General features: G+C 35.7%; 14 protein-coding genes. 7 read left to right on the top strand and 7 right to left on the bottom strand.

What is annotated here, in order from left to right:
• Positions 1 to 36 precede the first annotated feature (36 nt).
• Positions 37 to 1,035 (top strand): beta-ketoacyl-ACP synthase III, encoded by a 999-nt coding sequence (locus tag MUB18_RS10405; protein ID WP_045752697.1) that lies wholly within the window; start codon positions 37 to 39, stop codon positions 1,033 to 1,035.
• 525 nt (positions 1,036 to 1,560) lie between these two features.
• On the top strand, positions 1,561 to 1,842 hold the full coding sequence (locus tag MUB18_RS10400) for a hypothetical protein (protein WP_045752696.1): 282 nt from the start codon (positions 1,561 to 1,563) through the stop codon (positions 1,840 to 1,842).
• Positions 1,843 to 1,964: 122 nt separating this feature from the next.
• Here the strand turns inward: MUB18_RS10400 and MUB18_RS10395 are convergent, their stop codons facing one another.
• From MUB18_RS10395 to MUB18_RS10385, 3 genes are all read right to left on the bottom strand, one after another.
• Positions 1,965 to 2,138, bottom strand: coding sequence for a hypothetical protein (locus MUB18_RS10395; RefSeq protein WP_248755854.1), 174 nt, complete (start codon positions 2,136 to 2,138; stop codon positions 1,965 to 1,967).
• A gap of 625 nt (positions 2,139 to 2,763) precedes the next feature.
• The gene (locus MUB18_RS10390) at positions 2,764 to 4,047 is read right to left on the bottom strand and encodes a Gfo/Idh/MocA family protein (protein WP_248755853.1); all 1,284 of its coding nucleotides are present in this window, start codon (positions 4,045 to 4,047) and stop codon (positions 2,764 to 2,766) included.
• A gap of 148 nt (positions 4,048 to 4,195) precedes the next feature.
• Positions 4,196 to 5,479 (bottom strand): Gfo/Idh/MocA family protein, encoded by a 1,284-nt coding sequence (locus MUB18_RS10385; RefSeq protein ID WP_248755852.1) that lies wholly within the window; start codon positions 5,477 to 5,479, stop codon positions 4,196 to 4,198.
• Between the two features lie 571 nt (positions 5,480 to 6,050).
• Between MUB18_RS10385 and MUB18_RS10380 the strand changes: the two genes are divergently transcribed.
• Positions 6,051 to 8,693 (top strand): alpha-L-rhamnosidase, encoded by a 2,643-nt coding sequence (locus MUB18_RS10380; RefSeq protein WP_248755851.1) that lies wholly within the window; start codon positions 6,051 to 6,053, stop codon positions 8,691 to 8,693.
• A 259-nt stretch (positions 8,694 to 8,952) separates the two neighbouring features.
• Here the strand turns inward: MUB18_RS10380 and mnmE are convergent, their stop codons facing one another.
• The 3 genes from mnmE to MUB18_RS10365 all read right to left on the bottom strand — a co-directional run bounded on the left by mnmE (position 8,953) and on the right by MUB18_RS10365 (position 14,274).
• Entirely contained in the window at positions 8,953 to 10,329 is a 1,377-nt protein-coding gene (gene mnmE, locus MUB18_RS10375; RefSeq protein ID WP_045753722.1) for a tRNA uridine-5-carboxymethylaminomethyl(34) synthesis GTPase MnmE, read from the bottom strand.
• Between the two features lie 123 nt (positions 10,330 to 10,452).
• On the bottom strand, positions 10,453 to 12,384 hold the full coding sequence (locus tag MUB18_RS10370; RefSeq protein WP_248755850.1) for an LTA synthase family protein: 1,932 nt from the start codon (positions 12,382 to 12,384) through the stop codon (positions 10,453 to 10,455).
• 9 nt (positions 12,385 to 12,393) lie between these two features.
• Complete coding sequence (locus tag MUB18_RS10365) at positions 12,394 to 14,274, bottom strand: LTA synthase family protein (RefSeq protein WP_248755849.1); 1,881 nt, start codon at positions 14,272 to 14,274, stop codon at positions 12,394 to 12,396.
• A gap of 338 nt (positions 14,275 to 14,612) precedes the next feature.
• Here MUB18_RS10365 and MUB18_RS10360 point away from each other — a divergent pair, with 338 nt between their 5' ends.
• The 4 genes from MUB18_RS10360 (at position 14,613) to MUB18_RS10345 (ending at position 19,009) form a co-directional block, all read left to right on the top strand.
• Positions 14,613 to 17,228: a valine--tRNA ligase gene (locus MUB18_RS10360; protein ID WP_248755848.1), complete on the top strand. Its 2,616-nt coding sequence runs from the start codon at positions 14,613 to 14,615 to the stop codon at positions 17,226 to 17,228.
• Positions 17,229 to 17,449: 221 nt separating this feature from the next.
• Entirely contained in the window at positions 17,450 to 18,322 is an 873-nt protein-coding gene (locus tag MUB18_RS10355) for a hypothetical protein (RefSeq protein WP_248755847.1), read from the top strand.
• Between the two features lie 136 nt (positions 18,323 to 18,458).
• On the top strand, positions 18,459 to 18,653 hold the full coding sequence (locus tag MUB18_RS10350) for a YqaE/Pmp3 family membrane protein (RefSeq protein ID WP_108159051.1): 195 nt from the start codon (positions 18,459 to 18,461) through the stop codon (positions 18,651 to 18,653).
• A gap of 68 nt (positions 18,654 to 18,721) precedes the next feature.
• Positions 18,722 to 19,009, top strand: a complete 288-nt coding sequence (locus MUB18_RS10345) for a DUF4342 domain-containing protein (protein WP_248755846.1) — start codon at positions 18,722 to 18,724, stop codon at positions 19,007 to 19,009.
• A gap of 43 nt (positions 19,010 to 19,052) precedes the next feature.
• Here the strand turns inward: MUB18_RS10345 and MUB18_RS10340 are convergent, their stop codons facing one another.
• Entirely contained in the window at positions 19,053 to 19,487 is a 435-nt protein-coding gene (locus tag MUB18_RS10340) for a Dabb family protein (RefSeq protein WP_248755845.1), read from the bottom strand.
• Positions 19,488 to 19,762 lie beyond the last annotated feature (275 nt).

Genomic DNA, 19,762 nt, shown 5'->3' with positions numbered 1-19,762 from the left:
AAGGCGGATCATACTTGAATATGATAACCATAATATATGAATACAACTCTCCCGAATAAACTTTACGCTGCAATTACCGCAATTGGAGGTTACATCCCTCAAAATAAACGAACAAATTCTGACTTAGAAAAATTATGTGATACGAATGATGAGTGGATCATCAAAAGAACAGGTATCAAAGAACGTCGCATTTTAGAAGATGAATTGGCGACTTCGGACATGGCTGTTCGTGCGATTGAAGATCTTGTTGTAAAGTATGGTAAAAATCTGGATGAAGTAGACGCTATTTTAGTCGCGACCTCCACTCCTGATATGCCGATGCCCGCAACTGCAAACATTATTGCAGAAAAGTTAGGTCTTAATCATGTTTGGGCATTTGATATTAATGCAGCGTGTTCAGGATTTTTATATGCTTTGGATATGGGCGCCTCACTTGTAGAGACAGGTCGGTACAAAAATGTACTGATTGTGGGTGCTGATAATATCAGCACGTATGTTGATATCCATGATCGATCAACGAATATTTTATTTGGAGATGGTGCTGGTGTAGTGCTTTTGCAACCTTCTACAGAAGGTGGCATCATGGATGCATATCTTCAAAGTAATGGAGATGGACGTGCATTTTTAAATATTGAAGCTGGGGGAACGCAATATCCGATCTGTTTAGCGGACAACGATACTCAAAAAAGATACCTCCGCCAAGATGGAAAAACGGTATTTAAAAAAGCAGTTCAATCCATGAGCGATGCTTGTACAAAAGTAATGGAGCGTAATCATATAACTGTTGAAGATGTAAACTGGGTAGTACCCCACCAAGCAAATCAACGCATTATTGATGCTGTAGGTAGATCATTGAATATTCCGGAGGGTCGTACTTTAAGCAATATTGAATATCTCGGTAACACCATAGCAGCTACTATCCCGTTATGTATTTGGGAAAATGTTAAATTGATGAAAACTGGAGATTTAGTAATGCTTACAGCTTTTGGAGCTGGATTTTCCTGGGGAGCAAGTATCTTACGCTGGATGATATAATAAATTATTTTAATAAGTGATGATATATAAAATTGATCCGCTGTCAGGAGCTGATCAATTTTTTTTATTTTTAACTCTTACCGACCAGATCTAAGCCGATATGATGTAAAGACTAATCCTTAACAATCATGCCCCAATCTCCCTATCTGTATTTGGCTTGAACATCGTGAGTTTCACATTCAAGCTGTAGACCTGTACTTACCCATATCAATTTAAGAGCTAATACTCTAGAAATAAAAATACTTTTCATTTTCCAAGATTTCCTATCAAATACTTTGAGTATCTTTTTACCTATATAAGAATATCTTTTTCATATATAGTCAAGTTCCGAAATTTGTTTATTCAACTTAATTTCAGTATCTTACTGAAATGTGATTAAAAAACTGAGATTACGCTACGTCCTCGTTCATTGATAACGACATCTCTCCTTCTATCTTTCTGGCTTTAGGCAGATCGTCTGCACTTAGCGATTCTGACTCTTCGTAGTGAGCAGCATCAACTATTTATTACATTTTTATATTCAGTATGAAACAAAACATTATGGTCAGCTACCCGAAAAAGACCTCTACTCCAGTCCATGTTCATTATATCATTACGCAACAAGGGAATTTTAAAACCATCACCTGTGCAGTACCCGCTATAGAGGAGATCCCAAGCTGGTTAGAACTACGCAAATTTGAACTTGTTGCAATGAAATATAACGGCAATTTTGAACTTCTCTTTGAGCATAGGAAGTATGAAAAAAATATGGATACGGTACTCTTTATGGATAAAGTATTTGAAAGCATTATCGCTGTTTCAAATTAATTTCCAATTGTACGATGACCTATCGTTCCAAATTCTAAAATTTAAGCTCCAAAAAAAAGATATCCCAGAGTGATTGGATGATATCTTTTTTTACAATAATACTCAAAAAAACATGCCCACCATTAATAATAGGACTCATGAAGCAAGATGGCTTCGGGTCCCAGTAGAACGGAAATGCTGATCTGTTCGACATGTCGTATTTTCATCCGTGCTCGGTAACTCGCACTTTTTGATTTGTAAAAGGAAAGATCACCGATCGTTCCATTGAATTTGATTAAACTTTCTCCTCTTGCCATGACATTATTGTTTTGACACTACGAAGATGGCCATCCATCCAAGAGCAGTAGGTCCAAAAGTGGAGATAGGCTGAAATATGGGGAATAATGATACCGTTTTACTTCATCCTAGGCCATAAAAATCTAAATCATCAGGAATAAAACTGATTTCTATAGGAAAAACTTATTTCAGTACACCAATAACCAATAACAGCATTTTTCTGGAGAGGAATCAAACCTGCTTTGCAAAAATTGAAACGTCATACCGGATCGGTCAAATAGATGCTATGCATAGATAAAGCATGGCATATGCATATGTAAAGCATAGATAGTGCATAGATAGAGTATTAAAACAGGGTGTTTGATACACTTACCATGCACTTACTATACTCTTACCCGATGTCAATACCGCACATAGGCAAACAAGCCTTACCCATACGGTATGAATGCTTGATCCTTGCCTAGCAGATAGTTTGAGATGGAATGTCTGTGTACGGTACCACACCATCCATATTCATTCACACGATGATCTGGTCAAAAGATCATCCCTCAAAGTAAACTTACAATGAAAAATAAATATCGTCTATGTATCTGTCCCAAAGAAGCAGCAGCGATCTTGGGACGCACGGAAAATCACTTGATTTCTTTAAAATGTATTAAAATCCCATTCTCCCCGATATGATCTACCCATCATTAAGTTAGCGGAATAATCATTAAACTCTTCTTTTTCAGGATTCCATTTTAAATCCTTTTGCAATTCATATGCAATATTTACGGCATTACAAACCGAACTTGTACGATGCCCAATCTCAACGTCACATATTGGTTTTGACCTTTTCTTAATGGCATCTATCCAGTCTTGATAATGATTATCACTGTGATAAACAAGTTTATCTTGTGCAGTCAACTTAAGAGAGGCTAAACGCTCTGGACTTGTTCGGAGAAAGGAACGGCTCACTTCTATCTTACCTTCTGTACCGATAAACTGTATAGCATTGTGCTCTCCCCAAGGCGTATGATTGACCTTTACACCATTTTTATAAATAAATGAAAGGCCATGTTGAGCCATCGGTTTTTTAGGGGGGAGAAATAATTCTGGTCCGCTTTGATCCATATCCAAAGCCCATTGCACGATATCAAACATATGCGCACCCCAATCTGCAATATAACCACCACCAAAATCGCGGTACCATCTCCAACCAGCCCACTCTGGATCTTCCAGCGTTGGGGCTAATATCGGATGGTATCCACGATACATAGATGGTCCGACCCACATATCCCAGTCCAGTTCCTTTGGAACTGGCATCGTTGGTAGATCACATTGTTTCACCGGTTCTCCTATGGCGACGTTGACTTCCTTCACCTGCCCTATATATCCATTTCGTATCAGATTCACTGCTTGTCTAAAATTGTAAGAAGATCTTTGCATGCTTCCTGTTTGAAAAACTCGATCATACTTTTTACTCGCATTAACCATCGCTCGGCCTTCGGCAATGGTCAATGCTAGTGGTTTTTCGCAATAGATATCCTTTCCTGCGCGAGCTGCATCTACAGCAACTTGTGCATGCCAATGATCGGGAGTAGCAATGACCACAGCATCGATATCCCTACGTTCCAACAGCTCGCGATATAACCCATAACCTTTCATTTGGATAGATGGTTTTTTCAAATTTGTCTGTGTTTTAGTCGTCTCTAAAATAAAATTATTCAACTTTTTAGAATCGACATCAGATGCCGCATGGATCAATACCTCTTTACAATTCGCTAACCCATTCATAAGGGTATAAGACTGCTTACCTACTCCGATATATGCCAGGTTGATCCGATCACTAGGTGCTATAAAATTTACTCCTCCCAATACCGATCGGGGAACAATTGTAAAAGCCAAACTAGCCTTCACACTTTTATCTATAAAATCTCTCCTATTCATAATTAGAATTTACTTGGTTAAGTCCTTTTTAGGTTTATATTTTAATATTTCTGATCTGTATGATTTTTATTGATGTCATTAAACTTTTTACTAATAACGGTTTTCCGCTACAGGTTTAGTTTAAATAAACATCCTAAGATTACTAAATCTAAATTTTAGGATATGTATAGCCGTTATGGTAAGCTGCAGCTAAGTATCTATTGGCCTCTTTATCTGAAAATTGTTGTTTATCTTTATTCCAATACAACTTTTTGCCTGTTCTATAAGCAATATTTCCCATTTGTGATAAAACAGCAATATGTGCACCAGCTTCAATTGGTGCTTTGAGTATAGCTTTGTTTTGAGCAAAGATCGCTTCCACAAAATTGTTCATATGTCTTTCCAATCCATCGTCTTTTGCTTTTTGTAGTGGAACTCCTTGCATTCGATTGCCTTCGGGCAATACTTCCCAACCTTGTCGATTGAGCACTAAAGTTCCGTTGTTACCTATAAAAGCGACTCCATGCCCTTTATTATAAGGACCTTGATCAATCCCAATGGCATGCTCCCACTGCACATTGAACCCATCAAACTCATACAAAGTGGTCAAGGTATCAGGAGTTTCTTCGACATCCTCTGGGTAGGCAAATTTACCTCCAGCTGCCATAATAGAGCGTGGATCAGAAACTTTCATCCCGATGAGTGCAAAATCAAGCATATGTACTCCCCAATCTGTCATCAAGCCGCCTGCATAATCCCAAAACCAACGAAAATTAAAATGAAAGCGATTCATATTAAATGGTCTTTTCGGAGCGGGACCTAACCAACGGTCATAATGTACTCCTGATGGAATTGCGGTATCTGGTACAATTGGAACATCTTTCTTCCAACCTAGATATGCCCACACTTTAACCATCCGCACCTTACCTAGACTGCCACCATGTAAAAATTTCATCGCATCTTCAAAATGCTGTTGACTTCTTTGCCACTGCCCTACCTGAACAATGGCATTGTATTTCTGAGCAGCACTCACCATGACCTCACATTCTTTGATCGAATTGCCTATTGGTTTTTCTATATAAACATGTTTACCTGCTTTTACAGCATCTACCATCATCAAGCAATGCCAATGATCGGGCGTCGCAATAATGACAGCATCTACATTTTGGTCTTTTAACAATGCCTGGTAATCAATATAAGATTGAACTTTTATATTACGTTTATCTAGTTCAGCAATACGCTTTTTAAGCACATTCTCATCGACATCGCACAGTGCTGTACAGACCACATTTTTATTTTGTAATATAGCCATTAAGTTAGACCACCCCATTCCATTCACACCGATCACCCCAATACGGATTGCTTTTGTTTGAGCAAGCCCTTGAGTTCCTTTAAATAATAATGCCGACGCAGCTAGTAATGTTGACGTTTTAAGAAATTTTTGTCTATTCATGATCATACAGTAGCCCCAATTTTTCAGAGATCACATGAAAACGCTATGAAGTTATGGTTAATTGAATAGCTTATTACTTTTCAGTTTTCATGTTATCCTTAAGTAAAAATCAGCTGATTTTAGGTTTTTGTTTAGTTTATACTTTCTAATATAGAAAAAATATTGTTTGACTCAAACTACTGTATATTAAGACATTTCATAAATACACATATCATAGCAACCAAAGACCATCATATAAAACCTGATTTATCTTGTTTATCGTTAGGTAGAAGCATTATTTACAAAAAATAACCAGATTTTATGGTCAGTATATGTTTTCCTTATATATTAAATAAGTTACAAAACGATCTGCTATTAACCGCGATTGATCGGCTAAAAGATTACTTGAATCAGAATGATAAAAATCATTAAAATTTGGATAAACCATTTATTTAATCACTAAATCGCATTAGCATTGTTAAATAATTAAGTAAAAATGTATCTTTACATTAGATATAAACCAAACTGACCATCTCAAATACTCGATGAAGCGATTGCTTATTCAATAAGAGAGGATAATAAACCATTTAGAATGAAGATAGCCTTATTTATTACATACCTAGTCATACATACTCATCTATATGCACAAGAGAATGTAAACATTTGTGAACCGATAGGACTGAAATGCGAACATCTCAGCAATCCTTTGGGTATAGATATTCCAAATCCCAGATTGACATGGATGCTTAAAGATACCCGGCAAGACGCTATGCAAACGGCATATCAAATCGTTATTGGAACAGATTCAATAGCTGTTACTCATAATATCGGTGAAAGTTGGAATACCGGGAAGCAGCTCAAATCGGATATTATTGCTGTATATAAGGGTAAAAAGCTTAATCCCTTAACAAAGTATTATTGGAAAGTGAATGTGTGGGACAAAGACGGAAAACCAACTTCTTCGCAAGTTTCCACTTTTGAAACTGGGATGATGGGACGATCGAATTGGAAAGGTTCATGGATTAGTGACTATCACGACATCCATCACAAAGCAGCTCCATACTTCAGAAAGGCATTTGAAATAAAAAAAACAATTCAATCTGCACGAGCATATATTGCGGCAGCAGGGTTGTATGAGCTGTCTCTAAATGGAGAAAAGGTGGGTAAAAACATGCTTGATCCGATGTATACGCGTTTCGACAAACGCACACTATACGTTGTACATGATGTCACAAAACAATTGCAATCGGGTGAAAATGCTATTGGTGTTATTCTGGGAAATGGTTGGTACAATCACCAATCTCTGGCAGTATGGGATTTCGATAAAGCACCTTGGAGAAATCGTCCGGCATTTTGCATGGATTTGCGTATCGTCTATACAGATGGTACCGAAGAAACGATTGTATCTGAGCAAGATTGGAAAACTTCTGCTGGACCGATCACTTATAATAGTATTTATACGGGCGAGCACTATGATGCAAGATTAGAACAGGATGGTTGGAATAAAGCTCATTTTGATGACTCAAAATGGAAAGGTGTGAAATATCGGAGCGCTCCGGCAGATCTTATTATTTCTCAACAAACAGTACCAATTCGATTAATCACCCCCTGTTCACCAATTTCCATCAAAAAAATAGATAATAGAACTTATGTATTTGACATGGGTCAAAATATGGCAGGTGTAACAGAAGTGAAAGCAAAAGGAGCTGCTGGAACGATCCTGAAAATAAAACATGGAGAACGTCTGGATGATCGTGGTCGAATTAATTTAGCTAATATCGATGTTTATTTTCGCGGCGATAAGGCTACAGATCCCTTCCAAACGGATATCTTCACTCTAAGTGGTAGAAAGGAGGATAAATTCACTCCTAAATTTAATTATAAGGGATTTCGCTATGTTGAGATAACCAGTACAGAACCTGTTGCACTTCAAGATTTAAAAATTACTTCTTATTTCATGCATAGTGATGTTGATGCAATTGGCGAAGTCAAGACATCTTCGAAACTGGTCAATGATCTTTGGAAAGTAACCAATAACGCTTATCTTTCTAATTTAATGGGGTATCCAACAGATTGTCCACAAAGAGAAAAAAATGGTTGGACAGGCGATGGACATCTCGCTATTGAAACTGCTCTATACAATTTTGATGGTATTACAGTTTATGAAAAATGGTTAGCTGATCATCGCGATGAACAACAACCCAATGGGGTACTGCCCGATATTATTCCCACAGGAGGATGGGGATATGGCACTGCAAATGGGTTGGACTGGACCAGTACAATCGCCATTATCCCATGGCAAATATATCTGTTTTACGGAGATAGCAGGCTATTGGAGGATTGTTATGAAAATATAAAACGCTATGTTAACTACGTGTCCCGCATAAGCCCAGAGGGACTGACTACCTTTGGTAGAGGAGACTGGGTACCTGTTAAATCAACATCCAATCTTGAGCTTACCTCTTCTATCTATTTCTACGTTGATGCGACCATATTGGCATCTGCAGCGAAGCTATTTGGCAAACAGGATGATTATGTGAAATATGATGCTTTAAGTAAAAAAATCAAAAATGCCATCAATAATAAATTTTTAGATCTATCAACTGGAATTTATGCAAGCGGAACGCAAACAGAATTAAGTATGCCGTTGCATTGGGACGTTGTTCCTGAGGATATGAAATCTCAGGTAGCCGCCAATCTGAACAAAAAAGTTCAAGAAACAGATTTTCATCTGGATGTTGGTGTGCTAGGAGCAAAAGCTTTATTAAATGCTTTAAAAAATAATGGTTATGAGGAAACGGCATATCAAGTGGCTGTACAGGACACTTACCCTTCATGGGGCTGGTGGGTTGTGAATGGAGCTACAACATTGCTGGAGAATTGGGATCTGCAAGCTGAAAGAGATATATCGGATAACCATATGATGTTTGGTGAAATAGGCGGTTGGTTCTTTAAGTCTCTGGGAGGTATTTTACCTGACACTTCTCAACCGGGATTTAAACATATTTTATTAAAACCGATATTCCCGAATGCGCTTGATCAATCTGAAGTAAAGCATCGATCAGCTTATGGCACCATTATCTCTAAATGGAAAAAAAACAAGAAGACTATAACCTATGATATTGTGATACCAGCTAATACTACAGCTACATTTTATACCCCAACCAATGTAAAAGACCAAGCAACTATACAACTAGGCTCAGGTAAACATAAACTTATATTTACGCTGATATAAACTGCAACTTGTTCGTTAAGATGAGCATATCCGAGAAGTTGGTGTAAACGTCTCAGCATTGAATATGTAAATTGCAAGATCCAAAGAATCTTTTTATAACTAATATTATACAAAAAAGGCCGTTTAAGATTAATCTTAAACGGCCTTTTTTGTATTTTCACCATCTTCATCGATTGTTGGAAAGATATTGTATTACTTTGGTAAACTTTTATCAAACATATATTCGGAGTAAGAGTAAGTTTCTTAAAGAGCTCTCAAATTACTTCCCGATACAGAACTTTGAAAATATATTATCAAGTAAATCATCTGTTGAAACAGATCCTGTAATTTCTCCTAAGTGATATAAAGATTGACGAATATCCATGGCTAAAAAGTCGGATGTTACAGGATTATCAATACCATACAGCACACGTTCTAAGGATGAACGTGTATGTTGCAAAGCTTCTACATGTCGAATGTTGGTCACTAGAACATCATCCGTATTTAAATTCGCCAGATTTACTTGTGCCAATAGTTCATCTTTAAGTTCTTCCACCCCTATTTGCTCTTTTGCAGATATATATAGTGGTTTAAGGAGATCAAATTGTAGTTTTTGTTCTTGTGTAAGCAAATCTGCTTTATTAATAATCGTAACAAACGGAATATTTAATACCGAAACTTCAGTGATCTGATTTTGAATATCTTGCACTTGATCTTGGGTCGGATCAAATAGATAGATGATCAAACGTGCCTGCTTCATTTTCTCGCGTGTTCGCTCTACACCTTTGGCTTCGATCACATCGATTGTCTCGCGGATACCAGCCGTATCAATAAATCGGAATGTAATCCCTTTAATATTTATTTCATCTTCAATAGTATCCCTTGTAGTACCTGCAATATCGGATACAATGGCGCGCTCTTCATTTAATAAAGCATTCAATAAAGTCGATTTACCCACATTAGGCTTACCCGCAATTACTACTGGCACTCCATTCTTCAGTACGTTTCCTTGTTCAAAGGATGAGATTAATTGGCTTACCACCCGATTAATTTCTTTGATCAGATTTTTCAATTGATCGCGGTTTGCAAATTCAACATCTTCTTCAGAAAAATCTAATTCCAATTCGATCAAGGATGCAAAATGGATTAAGTCGTCCCTTAACTTTTTCAATTGATTGGAGAAACCTCCCCGCATTTGCTGCATCGCAATCTGATGAGAAGCGGCAGAGTTTGATGCAATCAAATCCGCAACTGCCTCTGCTTGAGAAAGGTCCATGCCACCATTCAAAAAAGCACGAAGTGTAAACTCTCCAGCTTTAGCAGCGCGAGCTCCCTTTCTAATCAGTAAGCTCATGACTCTTTCAATAATATACTTTGAATTATGTGTAGAAATTTCTACCACATTTTCTTTAGTATAGGAATTGGGGCCAACAAATAGTGAAACCAACACTTCATCAATGATCTCCTGACCGTCACGAATTGTACCAAAATGAAGGGTATGTGAGGGTTGTTTTAATAAATCTTTTCCTCTAAATACCTGATTGGTAATCACAATTGCATCTTTTCCTGAGAGACGAATAACTGCGATAGCACCATTACCACTTGCTGTAGCTAAGGCCACAATTGTTTCTTGTTCCAAAATAGTGTGTTCAGACATAGTACAAAGATAAGGATTACGGTTGTAGTTAACGGGCTAAATAACTTACAAATTGACATATTTACACACATGAATAGTGATTAAATAATAGCTCGTTTGAGCTTAACACTCATTCCCTGTTTTTTATTCGCCTTCGTAAATAAGTTTATTGTCAATCATCCTGTTGTTATACTGTTGTTCAAAAGCCTTGAACTTGGTTTCCATCGTATCTAAAACTCTTGGTGAAAGTTTTAATAGATCTTGTTTCATGAAACGGTCATCTTTAAGATTATGTAATGATAGATTTTTTCTCCCGTCATTAATCAACAGATAATCTTTGTAGTAAAAATTATAAATTCCTGCATTATTATTCACGACAAAATTTTCTTTTGTAGGGTTCAATGCATCAAACCCAAAAGCAAAATAAGGTTTATCGTAATGCAAATAATTCAAAACGGTTGGCATAATATCAATTTGCTGTGCTAACTTATCACTTCTGCCTTTTAATTCCCCTCCTGGAGTATATAGAATAATAGGAATAGCAAAGCTATTTGCAGCTGTTTGATATTCTGGCAAAGCGCTTACAGTTGCATGATCTGCACAGATGACAAACAAGGTATTTCTGTACCAAGACATTTTAGATGCAGTTTTAAAAAATTGACGCAGGGCATTATCCGTATATCCGATTGGTTCCTGTACAGGTAAAGGTCCTTTTGGAAAAACTCCTTCATACTTTGCTGGAACCTTAAAAGGATGATGTGAGGATAGTGAAAAGAAACTGGCAAAAAATGGTTGCTTAAAGGTATTGATTTCCTTTGCCATATACTGCATAAAAGGTTCATCCCAAATGCCCCATATACCATCAAAATCTGCATCATTATTATATTCATTTTTACCATAGTAATGTTGAATACCTGCTAATTTCATGTAAGCTGAAAATCCCATACTACCATTTGGAGCTCCATGAAAGAATGCTGTCTCATAGCCTTCATCTCCCAATAATTTAGCAATACTAGTGGTTTTATTGCCCGAATACACTGATAATACAAATGGCTCCCCTATCGAAGGAATACCGGTTATAACAGAGGGAAGCGCATCGATAGATTTACGTCCGTTTGCATAGGTATGTTCAAATGTAAAACCTTCACGTATCAATGAATCTAAAAATGGTGTATACCCTCTATAATTTCCGTCTTGAATATCTTTATTTAACTCACCGAAATGTTCTTTAGCAAAGCTTTCCAAAATTAAAAACACGACGTTCATCTTTTTGAATGGCTCTTTACTTTGTGGATAATGGATCGGATTATATATCGCTGTTAATTCTTTTGGGGTATAAGTATGAATAGGTTTTAGATTAACAGCTTTCAATGTTTTCATTAAGCTAAAAGGAGTATTCAGCACAATATTCATCTCTTCAGGATTTGTTACATAGTCCCCTGCATTACTCAATGTAATGGGTCTAGTACTATGTGCCCATCCTCCGCGAACTCCACCTATAAATAGAAAAATACCAAATAAAAAACACGCGGTTTGAATACCATATGCAGTCCACTTGAAAGATTTCGGTCTGACTATATATACTAAATCATAGATCTTGACCAGTATATATATCAATACTGCTAGTAGTACAAAAAGATACCAATAATCCATACAAAAATCAAGAGCTAAAGATCCTAGATTTTGTTCATGCGAAAACTGGTCGAAGACCGTTCCAGTTGTTCTCTTCAACGTAAAGGGATAATATGCAAAATCAGCTAGATTTAAGGCAATTCCTATTGAATTGGTGATGATAAAAATCTTTTTCGCGATATTTTGATAAGTTGTACTATATTTAAATGGAGCTGGTATAATCTGCATCAATAGATAGAGCACATTTAAATATAATAATGCTACAATATCAAATTTAACTCCTCCCCAAAACATGTATAACAATTGATCTGCACTGATATTCGGAAATAACGAATAATTAAACCAATAAAATCCTAATCTCAAAAAAGCGTAAATCAACAGCAACATCAGGAATCGAATCAACAGACCCAAATATGGAGCAAATGAACCTTTCAACTTTATCATTTTTACTAGCTAATATTTTAAAAACTCTTTGTACACTTCCTGATAATAAGCTTTTCCGATATTCAGCAAACTATCTGTTTTCGATTGGGAATAATCACTATGTTTTTTATAATTGATGATTTTTCCTACATTATCGAAACTGACAACCTGCTCAGGCGTAATCACACCAAAGGCATCTTTGGAATTGTAAAATGCGATTTGAGGGGTTGTGGGATTGAGCAGATCTCGACTCCAATGGTATCTTTCCGAAGGAAGATTTAACTGATGAAGCAAAGTGGCTACTATATCAGTCTGGTTACCAATTTTTTCAATTTTCTTACCTCTAAATTCAGGTTTAATAACGTCGCCAAAAAATAATAACGGAATATGAAAGCGATGTGGATTTGACAACTCCCATTTTTCAGCAGGAAGTCGATGCCCATGATCTGCAACGACAACAAATAACGTGTTTTTGTACCAGCTTTTACTTTTTGCTTGATTGATAAAGTCATACACTACAGAATCTGTATAAAAAGCTGTACTTCTAAATTTATCAGCATTGGTTTTAGTTCCAAATTTATAACCATCCGGTAAGTTAAAGGGCTCGTGATTGATTAATGTAAAAATAGTGGAGAAAAAGGGAGTTTTTTCACTATCAAAATCATGCAACATTCGCTTGAAAACAATATGATCATAAACTCCCCATGATGCTCTTGCCGCATCTACTCCAAAGTTAGCATTATCAACCACTTTAGAAACGCCATGCATGAGCATGTAAGACTTAAAATTATAAAATTCACTTTGCCCACCATGATAAAATGATCCATGATAACCTGCGGTGCTAAGTTCTTGACCAACTGCGGGTAAGTTTTCATGTTTATCGATATACTTAATAATACTTTCCGGTCCTTGGGCAGGAAAAGCACTAAAGATACCAATCATACCTTTATCTGATCGATCTGCAGCGGCATACACATGATCAAAAAATACACCCTGATTAATGAGCTTTTCGAAATTTGGCGTAATTCCTTTTTCTCCACCCATGGATTCAATCAAACCACCCACAAAACTTTCCAACATAATGACAACAATATTTGGTTGCTTTGTAGTCAGTATTGAAACAGATGAATCTGGATTTGATTGGAATGCAGGTTTTAATATAGCATGTACCTGTGACTGATCATCATAAAAATGATAGGGACTCTTTAAACGGGTGCTTTGAGAGAAATAATCACGTAATAAGGCCCATTGCGTATTTACCGCAGCATGATTATAAAAACTCTGTTCAGAGAAATAAGCTTTACTGGGGTTTAAAGTAGCTCTTCCATATCCACCTCTTATAAAGGTAAATAACAACAGGGCACCTAATATCAATTTTATCGTATTCTGACGTGGCAATTTGATGTTATAAAAGTGAACTTTTTTAAACATCCATCGATATAAAAAATAACCTACCACAATACCTATGATCATGCCAAAAACAGGAAAAAAAACAGGTGTCGATTCAGCAGAAGCTACTGCCCCTGAAGGTGATGCCAAGAAAGCGTCAATGGCCCGCTTTGAAATCTTATCTCCCCACTCTCTGTAAATGTTGATATTAATGAAAGATACAACAAAGTAAAGGACCAATAAACTAATGGTATAAATATCTAAAACTTTTCTTTTAAAGCGTTTATGTGGTATAAAAGATAAGATACAATAAATAACAAAAGGAATAACACAGATGTATGATACTGCTGAAAAATCTAAACTCAGGCCATGATAATAGATTTTAAAAACATCAAAGAAGTGCTTCGATCCAATTTTATCATAAAAAGCAGTTATAAAAATTAATCGATCAATAAAGCATATGATAAGCCAAAATAAAAAATACTGAGTCAAGGCCTTTAACTCACTGGCAATTTTGTTCATTTTTAGTATTTAATTAAAAGACGCAAATGTACGCTATTTCAATAATAATTGATTGGATTGTGAAGATTATGTTATAAAAATATTACGATATCATCAATAATTTCATAACATGATGCTTTAAGATGAGATGGAAAAATAAAAACCAAGTGATCAATAAGTTAAACCTCAATTCAGCAGCTAATACGAAATCGTGCAACGGTACCTCCATTAGACCTAATTTGCTCTTTCCACAAATCTTGAAAAACAGTCCAAAAACCATTTTTTGAAATAGCAATATTAAACTTCTATAAAACAACTAAAATCGTTAAATTTGCAAACGATTTTGAAAAAAAATTATCATGAGTATAGCAAAAACTTACAATCCTAAAGAAGCTGAAGACAAATGGTACAGCTATTGGATGGAGAATGGATTTTTCCGTTCTACACCCGATGAGCGTGAACCTTATACTATCGTAATGCCTCCTCCAAACGTCACTGGCGTATTGCACATGGGACATATGCTGAACAATACTATTCAAGATGTATTGATTCGTCGCGCACGTATGCAAGGTAAAAATGCATGTTGGGTCCCTGGTACCGACCATGCCTCTATTGCTACCGAAGCTAAGGTTGTAGCTATGCTAAAAGAACAAGGAATTGATAAAAAATCATTATCTCGTGAAGATTTTCTTAAACATGCATGGGAATGGAAAGAAAAATATGGCGGTATTATCTTAAAGCAATTAGAAAAATTAGGTGCTTCTTGTGATTGGGAGCGCACTAAATTCACCATGGATGCCGATCTTTCTGAATCGGTTATCGATACCTTTATTAAATTCTATAAAGAAGGATATATCTACCGTGGTGTCCGTATGGTAAACTGGGATCCTCAAGGAAAAACAGCGTTATCTGATGAAGAGGTAATCCGTCGGGAAGTGAATCAAAAATTATATTATATCCGTTATAAGATTAAGGATTCGAATGAATTCATCATCATTGCTACGACTCGTCCAGAGACAATTATGGCAGATGCTGCCATCTGTATCAATCCTAATGATGAACGTTATACGCACCTAAAAGGTAAAACGGTGATCATCCCTTTAATAAATCGCGAGATTCCAATAATCGAAGATGAATATGTAGATATAGAGTTCGGGACAGGATGTTTAAAAGTAACTCCAGCTCACGATTTAAACGATTATGCGTTAGGTCAAAAGCATAATTTAGAAATTATCGATTTATTAAATGATGATGGAACATTAAATGCTCATGCTCAAATATTAGTAGGTGAAGATCGTTTTATAGCTCGTAAAAAGATTGCAAAACTTTTAGAAGAAGTAGGTCAAATCGAAAAAATCGAAGATTATAAATCTCAAGTAGGTTTTTCAGAACGTACTGATGCTGCAATTGAACCCAAGCTATCGATGCAATGGTGGTGCAAAATGGATAAGTTGGCACAACCAGCACTTGATTATGTTGTCAGTGGAGAGGTTAATCTAATTCCTGATAAATTTACATCCAGCTACAAACATTGGATGGAAAATGTCAAAGATTGGTGTATTTCCCGCCAATTATGGTGGGGACAACGTATACCAGCTTGGTATAATGAGAAAAATGAATGGGTGGTTGCCAAAACTGAAGCTGAAGCCATTACCGAGTTTGAAGCACAGGGAAAAGTTTCATCAAATATCCGTCAGGAAGAAGATGTTCTTGATACTTGGTTTTCATCTGGTTTATGGCCAATGTCGGTTTTTGATGGCGTTCGCAATCCTAAAAATGAAGAATTTAATTATTACTATCCTACCAATGATCTGGTTACAGCTCCTGAAATTCTATTTTTCTGGGTAGCCCGCATGATGATTATGGGACATGAATATACCGGTAAAGCTCCTTTCAAAAATGTATATTTAACTGGTATCGTTCGTGATAAACTAGGACGTAAAATGTCTAAATCATTGGGTAATTCTCCTGATCCTATCGAATTAATGGCACAATACGGAACAGATGGTGTACGTGTAGGTATGTTGCTGTCTTCTCCTGCTGGAAATGACTTAATGTTTGATGTGTCGTATTGTGAACAAGGTCGTAATTTTGCGAATAAAATCTGGAATGCATTTCGCTTAGTTAAAGGATGGGAGACCACAAATACTCCTGCCACTGAAGCTCAGAAAACTGCTGCAAAATGGTTTGAAAGTAAATTTAATGCTACATTAATCGAGATAGAAGATCATTTTAACCATTATCGCCTATCGGATGCCTTGATGTCAACTTATAAATTGATATGGGATGATTTCTGTGCTTGGTACTTAGAATTGGTAAAACCAGCATATCAGGCGCCTATTGAAACGGAAACGTTTGAAGTCGTAAAAGGATTTTTCAAACGTATACTGACACTAGTACATCCATTTATGCCTTTCTTATCTGAAGAATTATGGCATGATGAATTGTTTGGACAACGCGATGTGAAAGATTGTATTATCGTTGCTGAATATCCTACCGTAGGTGATATCGATCAAAAAATCATCAAAGAGTTTACTTTTGTACAACAGATTATATCTGAAGTTCGGAATATCCGCAATACCAAACAAATCTCTCCTAAGATTGCTTTACCCCTTGCGATCAATGCGACAGAGATTGATTTTACAAATTATCAAGAAAGCATCATCAAATTGGCCAATATTGAGCAATTAACTTTTGTACAAGAGAAAGTCATTGGAGCAGTTAGTTTCTTGGCAGGTAAAGAAGAATGTTATGTCGCTCTTGAAGAAAACATAGATGTGGACGCTGAACGCGAAAGGATAACAAAAGAAATTGACTATTTAAAAGGCTTTTTGTCTTCTGTAGACAAGAAATTATCAAATGAAAGGTTCGTTCAAAATGCGAAACCTGAAATTATTCAAAATGAACAAAATAAAAAAGCTGATGCTGAATCCAAGATGAAAATATTGGCAGAAAGCTTGGCGAGTTTATCTTAATTCATCTCGTAAAATATAAAAATGCCTCAAAAAATGTTTATTTTTTGAGGCATTTTTATGCCTATCCCACTGATTATAGTATAAAATCTTCATTGTTGATAAAATTATTATTGAAAAATAGATAGTCAAAACGCAACTATTTTTTTGGACTCAGATTTGTAATTAACATTGGGATTTTACACACTAAATGAATTTTACAACTGAAAATTAGTTAATAAAAAATGAAAAAAATAATCACGGTATTGATATCTTCCTTAGCATTTTTATTGATTCATGCACAGGAGCAACCTGCCGCTTATGCTTTAAACGAAGAGTATAACTTATGGAATCTTCAAAAAGGTGACACAACTTATGTCTTTGCTGAAATGGCTTATATTCGAGAATATGCAGATACAAAATCTAAATTAGTAGATTCTCTTCAAGAAGGTAAAATGGTTATAATTAAAAGTGATGGATACAATGGTAGTACAGTAAGAGGATTTTATGCTCCATGGCATAAAATAAGCTATGTAAAAGATAATGTTAAAAAAGAAGGTTTCATCTGGCTAGGTTTGTTAGCTCTTAATAGTATACAAAATCAAGATGGCGAACAATTCATTTATGGTTTTAAAAAATTTAGACCATCTACAGAAAATTCAGCATCTTACTATGATGCTGAGATCAAAGTCTTTGATCGAGAAAAAAAAGTCATTGCTCGCGCTTCATATCAAGCAGAAGTAAACGATCAAACTGGTACCGATACTAAGATCTTAGGAGCAATGGGGTTAAAAAATATTAAAAATATTCATCGTTCAGCTTTTTTAGGTGAAGCATGTGGGATAGCTACCCAATATTACTATTTTGCGTGGAATGGTCAAGAACTCATTCATTTTCCAAGTAAAATGACCATTTCTGATGCAGGAGTATTCTATCGTGACGAAACAGTTTTATTCCCTTCAGAACATAAAGGCGATCCGACGATGATTTATAAAAAAATAGTAGAGGCTGAGAATATCGATGACAATTTGGTTGAGCCTAATTATATGGAGACTAAAAGCCAAATCAAGTATAGGTGGGATGGTCATATTTTAAGCGAGCTGATTGAATTGAAGTAAATCATGGCCCATTATCGCACACTTCTTTTACCTTTTAATAGCATGTATTCGCCGATATTTTCAATAGTCTTACCTAAAACCAGCGAATGTCCAGTAAAATAGAATTTATATTTGAACAAGTTTAAAAATAGAAGATATGATTTTAATAGCTGTATTATTACCCTGGTTGTCCTTTTTTTTAAGAGGGAAAATTTTTTCTGGAATTTTATGTTTGATTTTGCAGTGTACACTTATCGGTTGGTTGCCCGCAGCAATATGGGCGGTAGCATCAAGGGTAGATGGTAAAAATAAATCCAGATTTAATGAATTTAAACGCGAACACCGCTTTTAAAATTTTCACTATAATTACTGATGAAAAATGGTTATATTTAAAAGTCATCAATTAAAAATCAAAACATTATGAGTATTAAAGAAACATTTTCGATTACTGGTGAAAATCTATTAAAGAAGATTAAAGAACTCATTGCTGATGGAAACGTAACGAAGATCAGTATTTCTGATAAATCAGGGAAAGAAATAATGAGTTTTCCTGTTACAGTGGGTGCTATCGGACTCATATTTGCCCCCATATTTGCAGCAGTCGGAGCAATGGCAGCATTACTAACAGAGTGTACGATAACCGTCGAAAGGAAGGATAAAGATGATCAAGACAAACCAGATACTTCCCAGCATATCGAAGTTAAGTAGTTTATGGAGAACTATTAAGTTCTCCATAAACTACTTAAACGAACTACTCTCCTAGTAGAGTATCTTTTACTTCCACTTTATTCCAATACTTACTATATTGATCAATACCTGCTAAATGATCTGGATGTGTTTCATATTTTGTTATTGCTTCAATATTGGCAAAAGTGAGCATAATATGGTATGAAAAAGTATTATCTACAACTGGTCTTGGATTTGTAGCGGCTGGTTTTCCAATATGACAAGATTCAACTCCCGGCACTTTTTTTAAAATTTCAAAAAAATTAAAAAAATCCTTTTCTTCTTCTTTACTAATCCCATCTTTTAGCCAAAAATAGACACTATGAAAAATAAATCCATCATAAAAACCTGTACCTGTATTTTCTTTTTGTAATTTATCTTCAGAATTTAAGCATGATGTGAATATAGTGCCACCGACGCCTGCTATCGCCAATGAACTTAAAAATTTTTTTCTTTCCATTTGTTTAATGTTGATTTTAACGAATATACACAGAAAAAAATTAATTATCAATCTTGCTAAAACCGCGATAATAGTATGCTATTTTTGTAAAATTAAGGCATTATTTTTGTTTAATATCGCTAATATTGCAAAATTGACCTCCTTCAACTATTAGAGGGGGGATATTATCATATCAAGCAACCATAAAAGTTTATAAAATAATGAGCACAGTATAAACATATTTACTTGTTTTACGTTATAATATTAAATTTAGGGGTTTACAAAGACTAGAATAT

Source organism: Sphingobacterium sp. PCS056, from assembly GCF_023273895.1.
Taxonomy (GTDB): Bacteria; Bacteroidota; Bacteroidia; order Sphingobacteriales; family Sphingobacteriaceae; genus Sphingobacterium.
The sequence above is the reverse complement of the archived record's forward strand: the minus strand, read 5'-3'. Positions and strand labels throughout refer to the sequence as shown.

Excerpts from the sequence above, each read along its gene's own strand:
- MUB18_RS10405 (WP_045752697.1), top strand. The coding sequence starts at position 37 with ATGAATACAACTCTCCCGAATAAACTTTACGCTGCAATTACCGCAATT.
- MUB18_RS10400 (WP_045752696.1), top strand. The coding sequence starts at position 1,561 with ATGAAACAAAACATTATGGTCAGCTACCCGAAAAAGACCTCTACTCCA.
- MUB18_RS10395 (WP_248755854.1), bottom strand. The coding sequence starts at position 2,138 with ATGGCAAGAGGAGAAAGTTTAATCAAATTCAATGGAACGATCGGTGAT.
- MUB18_RS10390 (WP_248755853.1), bottom strand. The coding sequence starts at position 4,047 with ATGAATAGGAGAGATTTTATAGATAAAAGTGTGAAGGCTAGTTTGGCT.
- MUB18_RS10385 (WP_248755852.1), bottom strand. The coding sequence starts at position 5,479 with ATGAATAGACAAAAATTTCTTAAAACGTCAACATTACTAGCTGCGTCG.
- MUB18_RS10380 (WP_248755851.1), top strand. The coding sequence starts at position 6,051 with ATGAAGATAGCCTTATTTATTACATACCTAGTCATACATACTCATCTA.
- mnmE (WP_045753722.1), bottom strand. The coding sequence starts at position 10,329 with ATGTCTGAACACACTATTTTGGAACAAGAAACAATTGTGGCCTTAGCT.
- MUB18_RS10370 (WP_248755850.1), bottom strand. The coding sequence starts at position 12,384 with ATGATAAAGTTGAAAGGTTCATTTGCTCCATATTTGGGTCTGTTGATT.
- MUB18_RS10365 (WP_248755849.1), bottom strand. The coding sequence starts at position 14,274 with ATGAACAAAATTGCCAGTGAGTTAAAGGCCTTGACTCAGTATTTTTTA.
- MUB18_RS10360 (WP_248755848.1), top strand. The coding sequence starts at position 14,613 with ATGAGTATAGCAAAAACTTACAATCCTAAAGAAGCTGAAGACAAATGG.
- MUB18_RS10355 (WP_248755847.1), top strand. The coding sequence starts at position 17,450 with ATGAAAAAAATAATCACGGTATTGATATCTTCCTTAGCATTTTTATTG.
- MUB18_RS10350 (WP_108159051.1), top strand. The coding sequence starts at position 18,459 with ATGATTTTAATAGCTGTATTATTACCCTGGTTGTCCTTTTTTTTAAGA.
- MUB18_RS10345 (WP_248755846.1), top strand. The coding sequence starts at position 18,722 with ATGAGTATTAAAGAAACATTTTCGATTACTGGTGAAAATCTATTAAAG.
- MUB18_RS10340 (WP_248755845.1), bottom strand. The coding sequence starts at position 19,487 with ATGGAAAGAAAAAAATTTTTAAGTTCATTGGCGATAGCAGGCGTCGGT.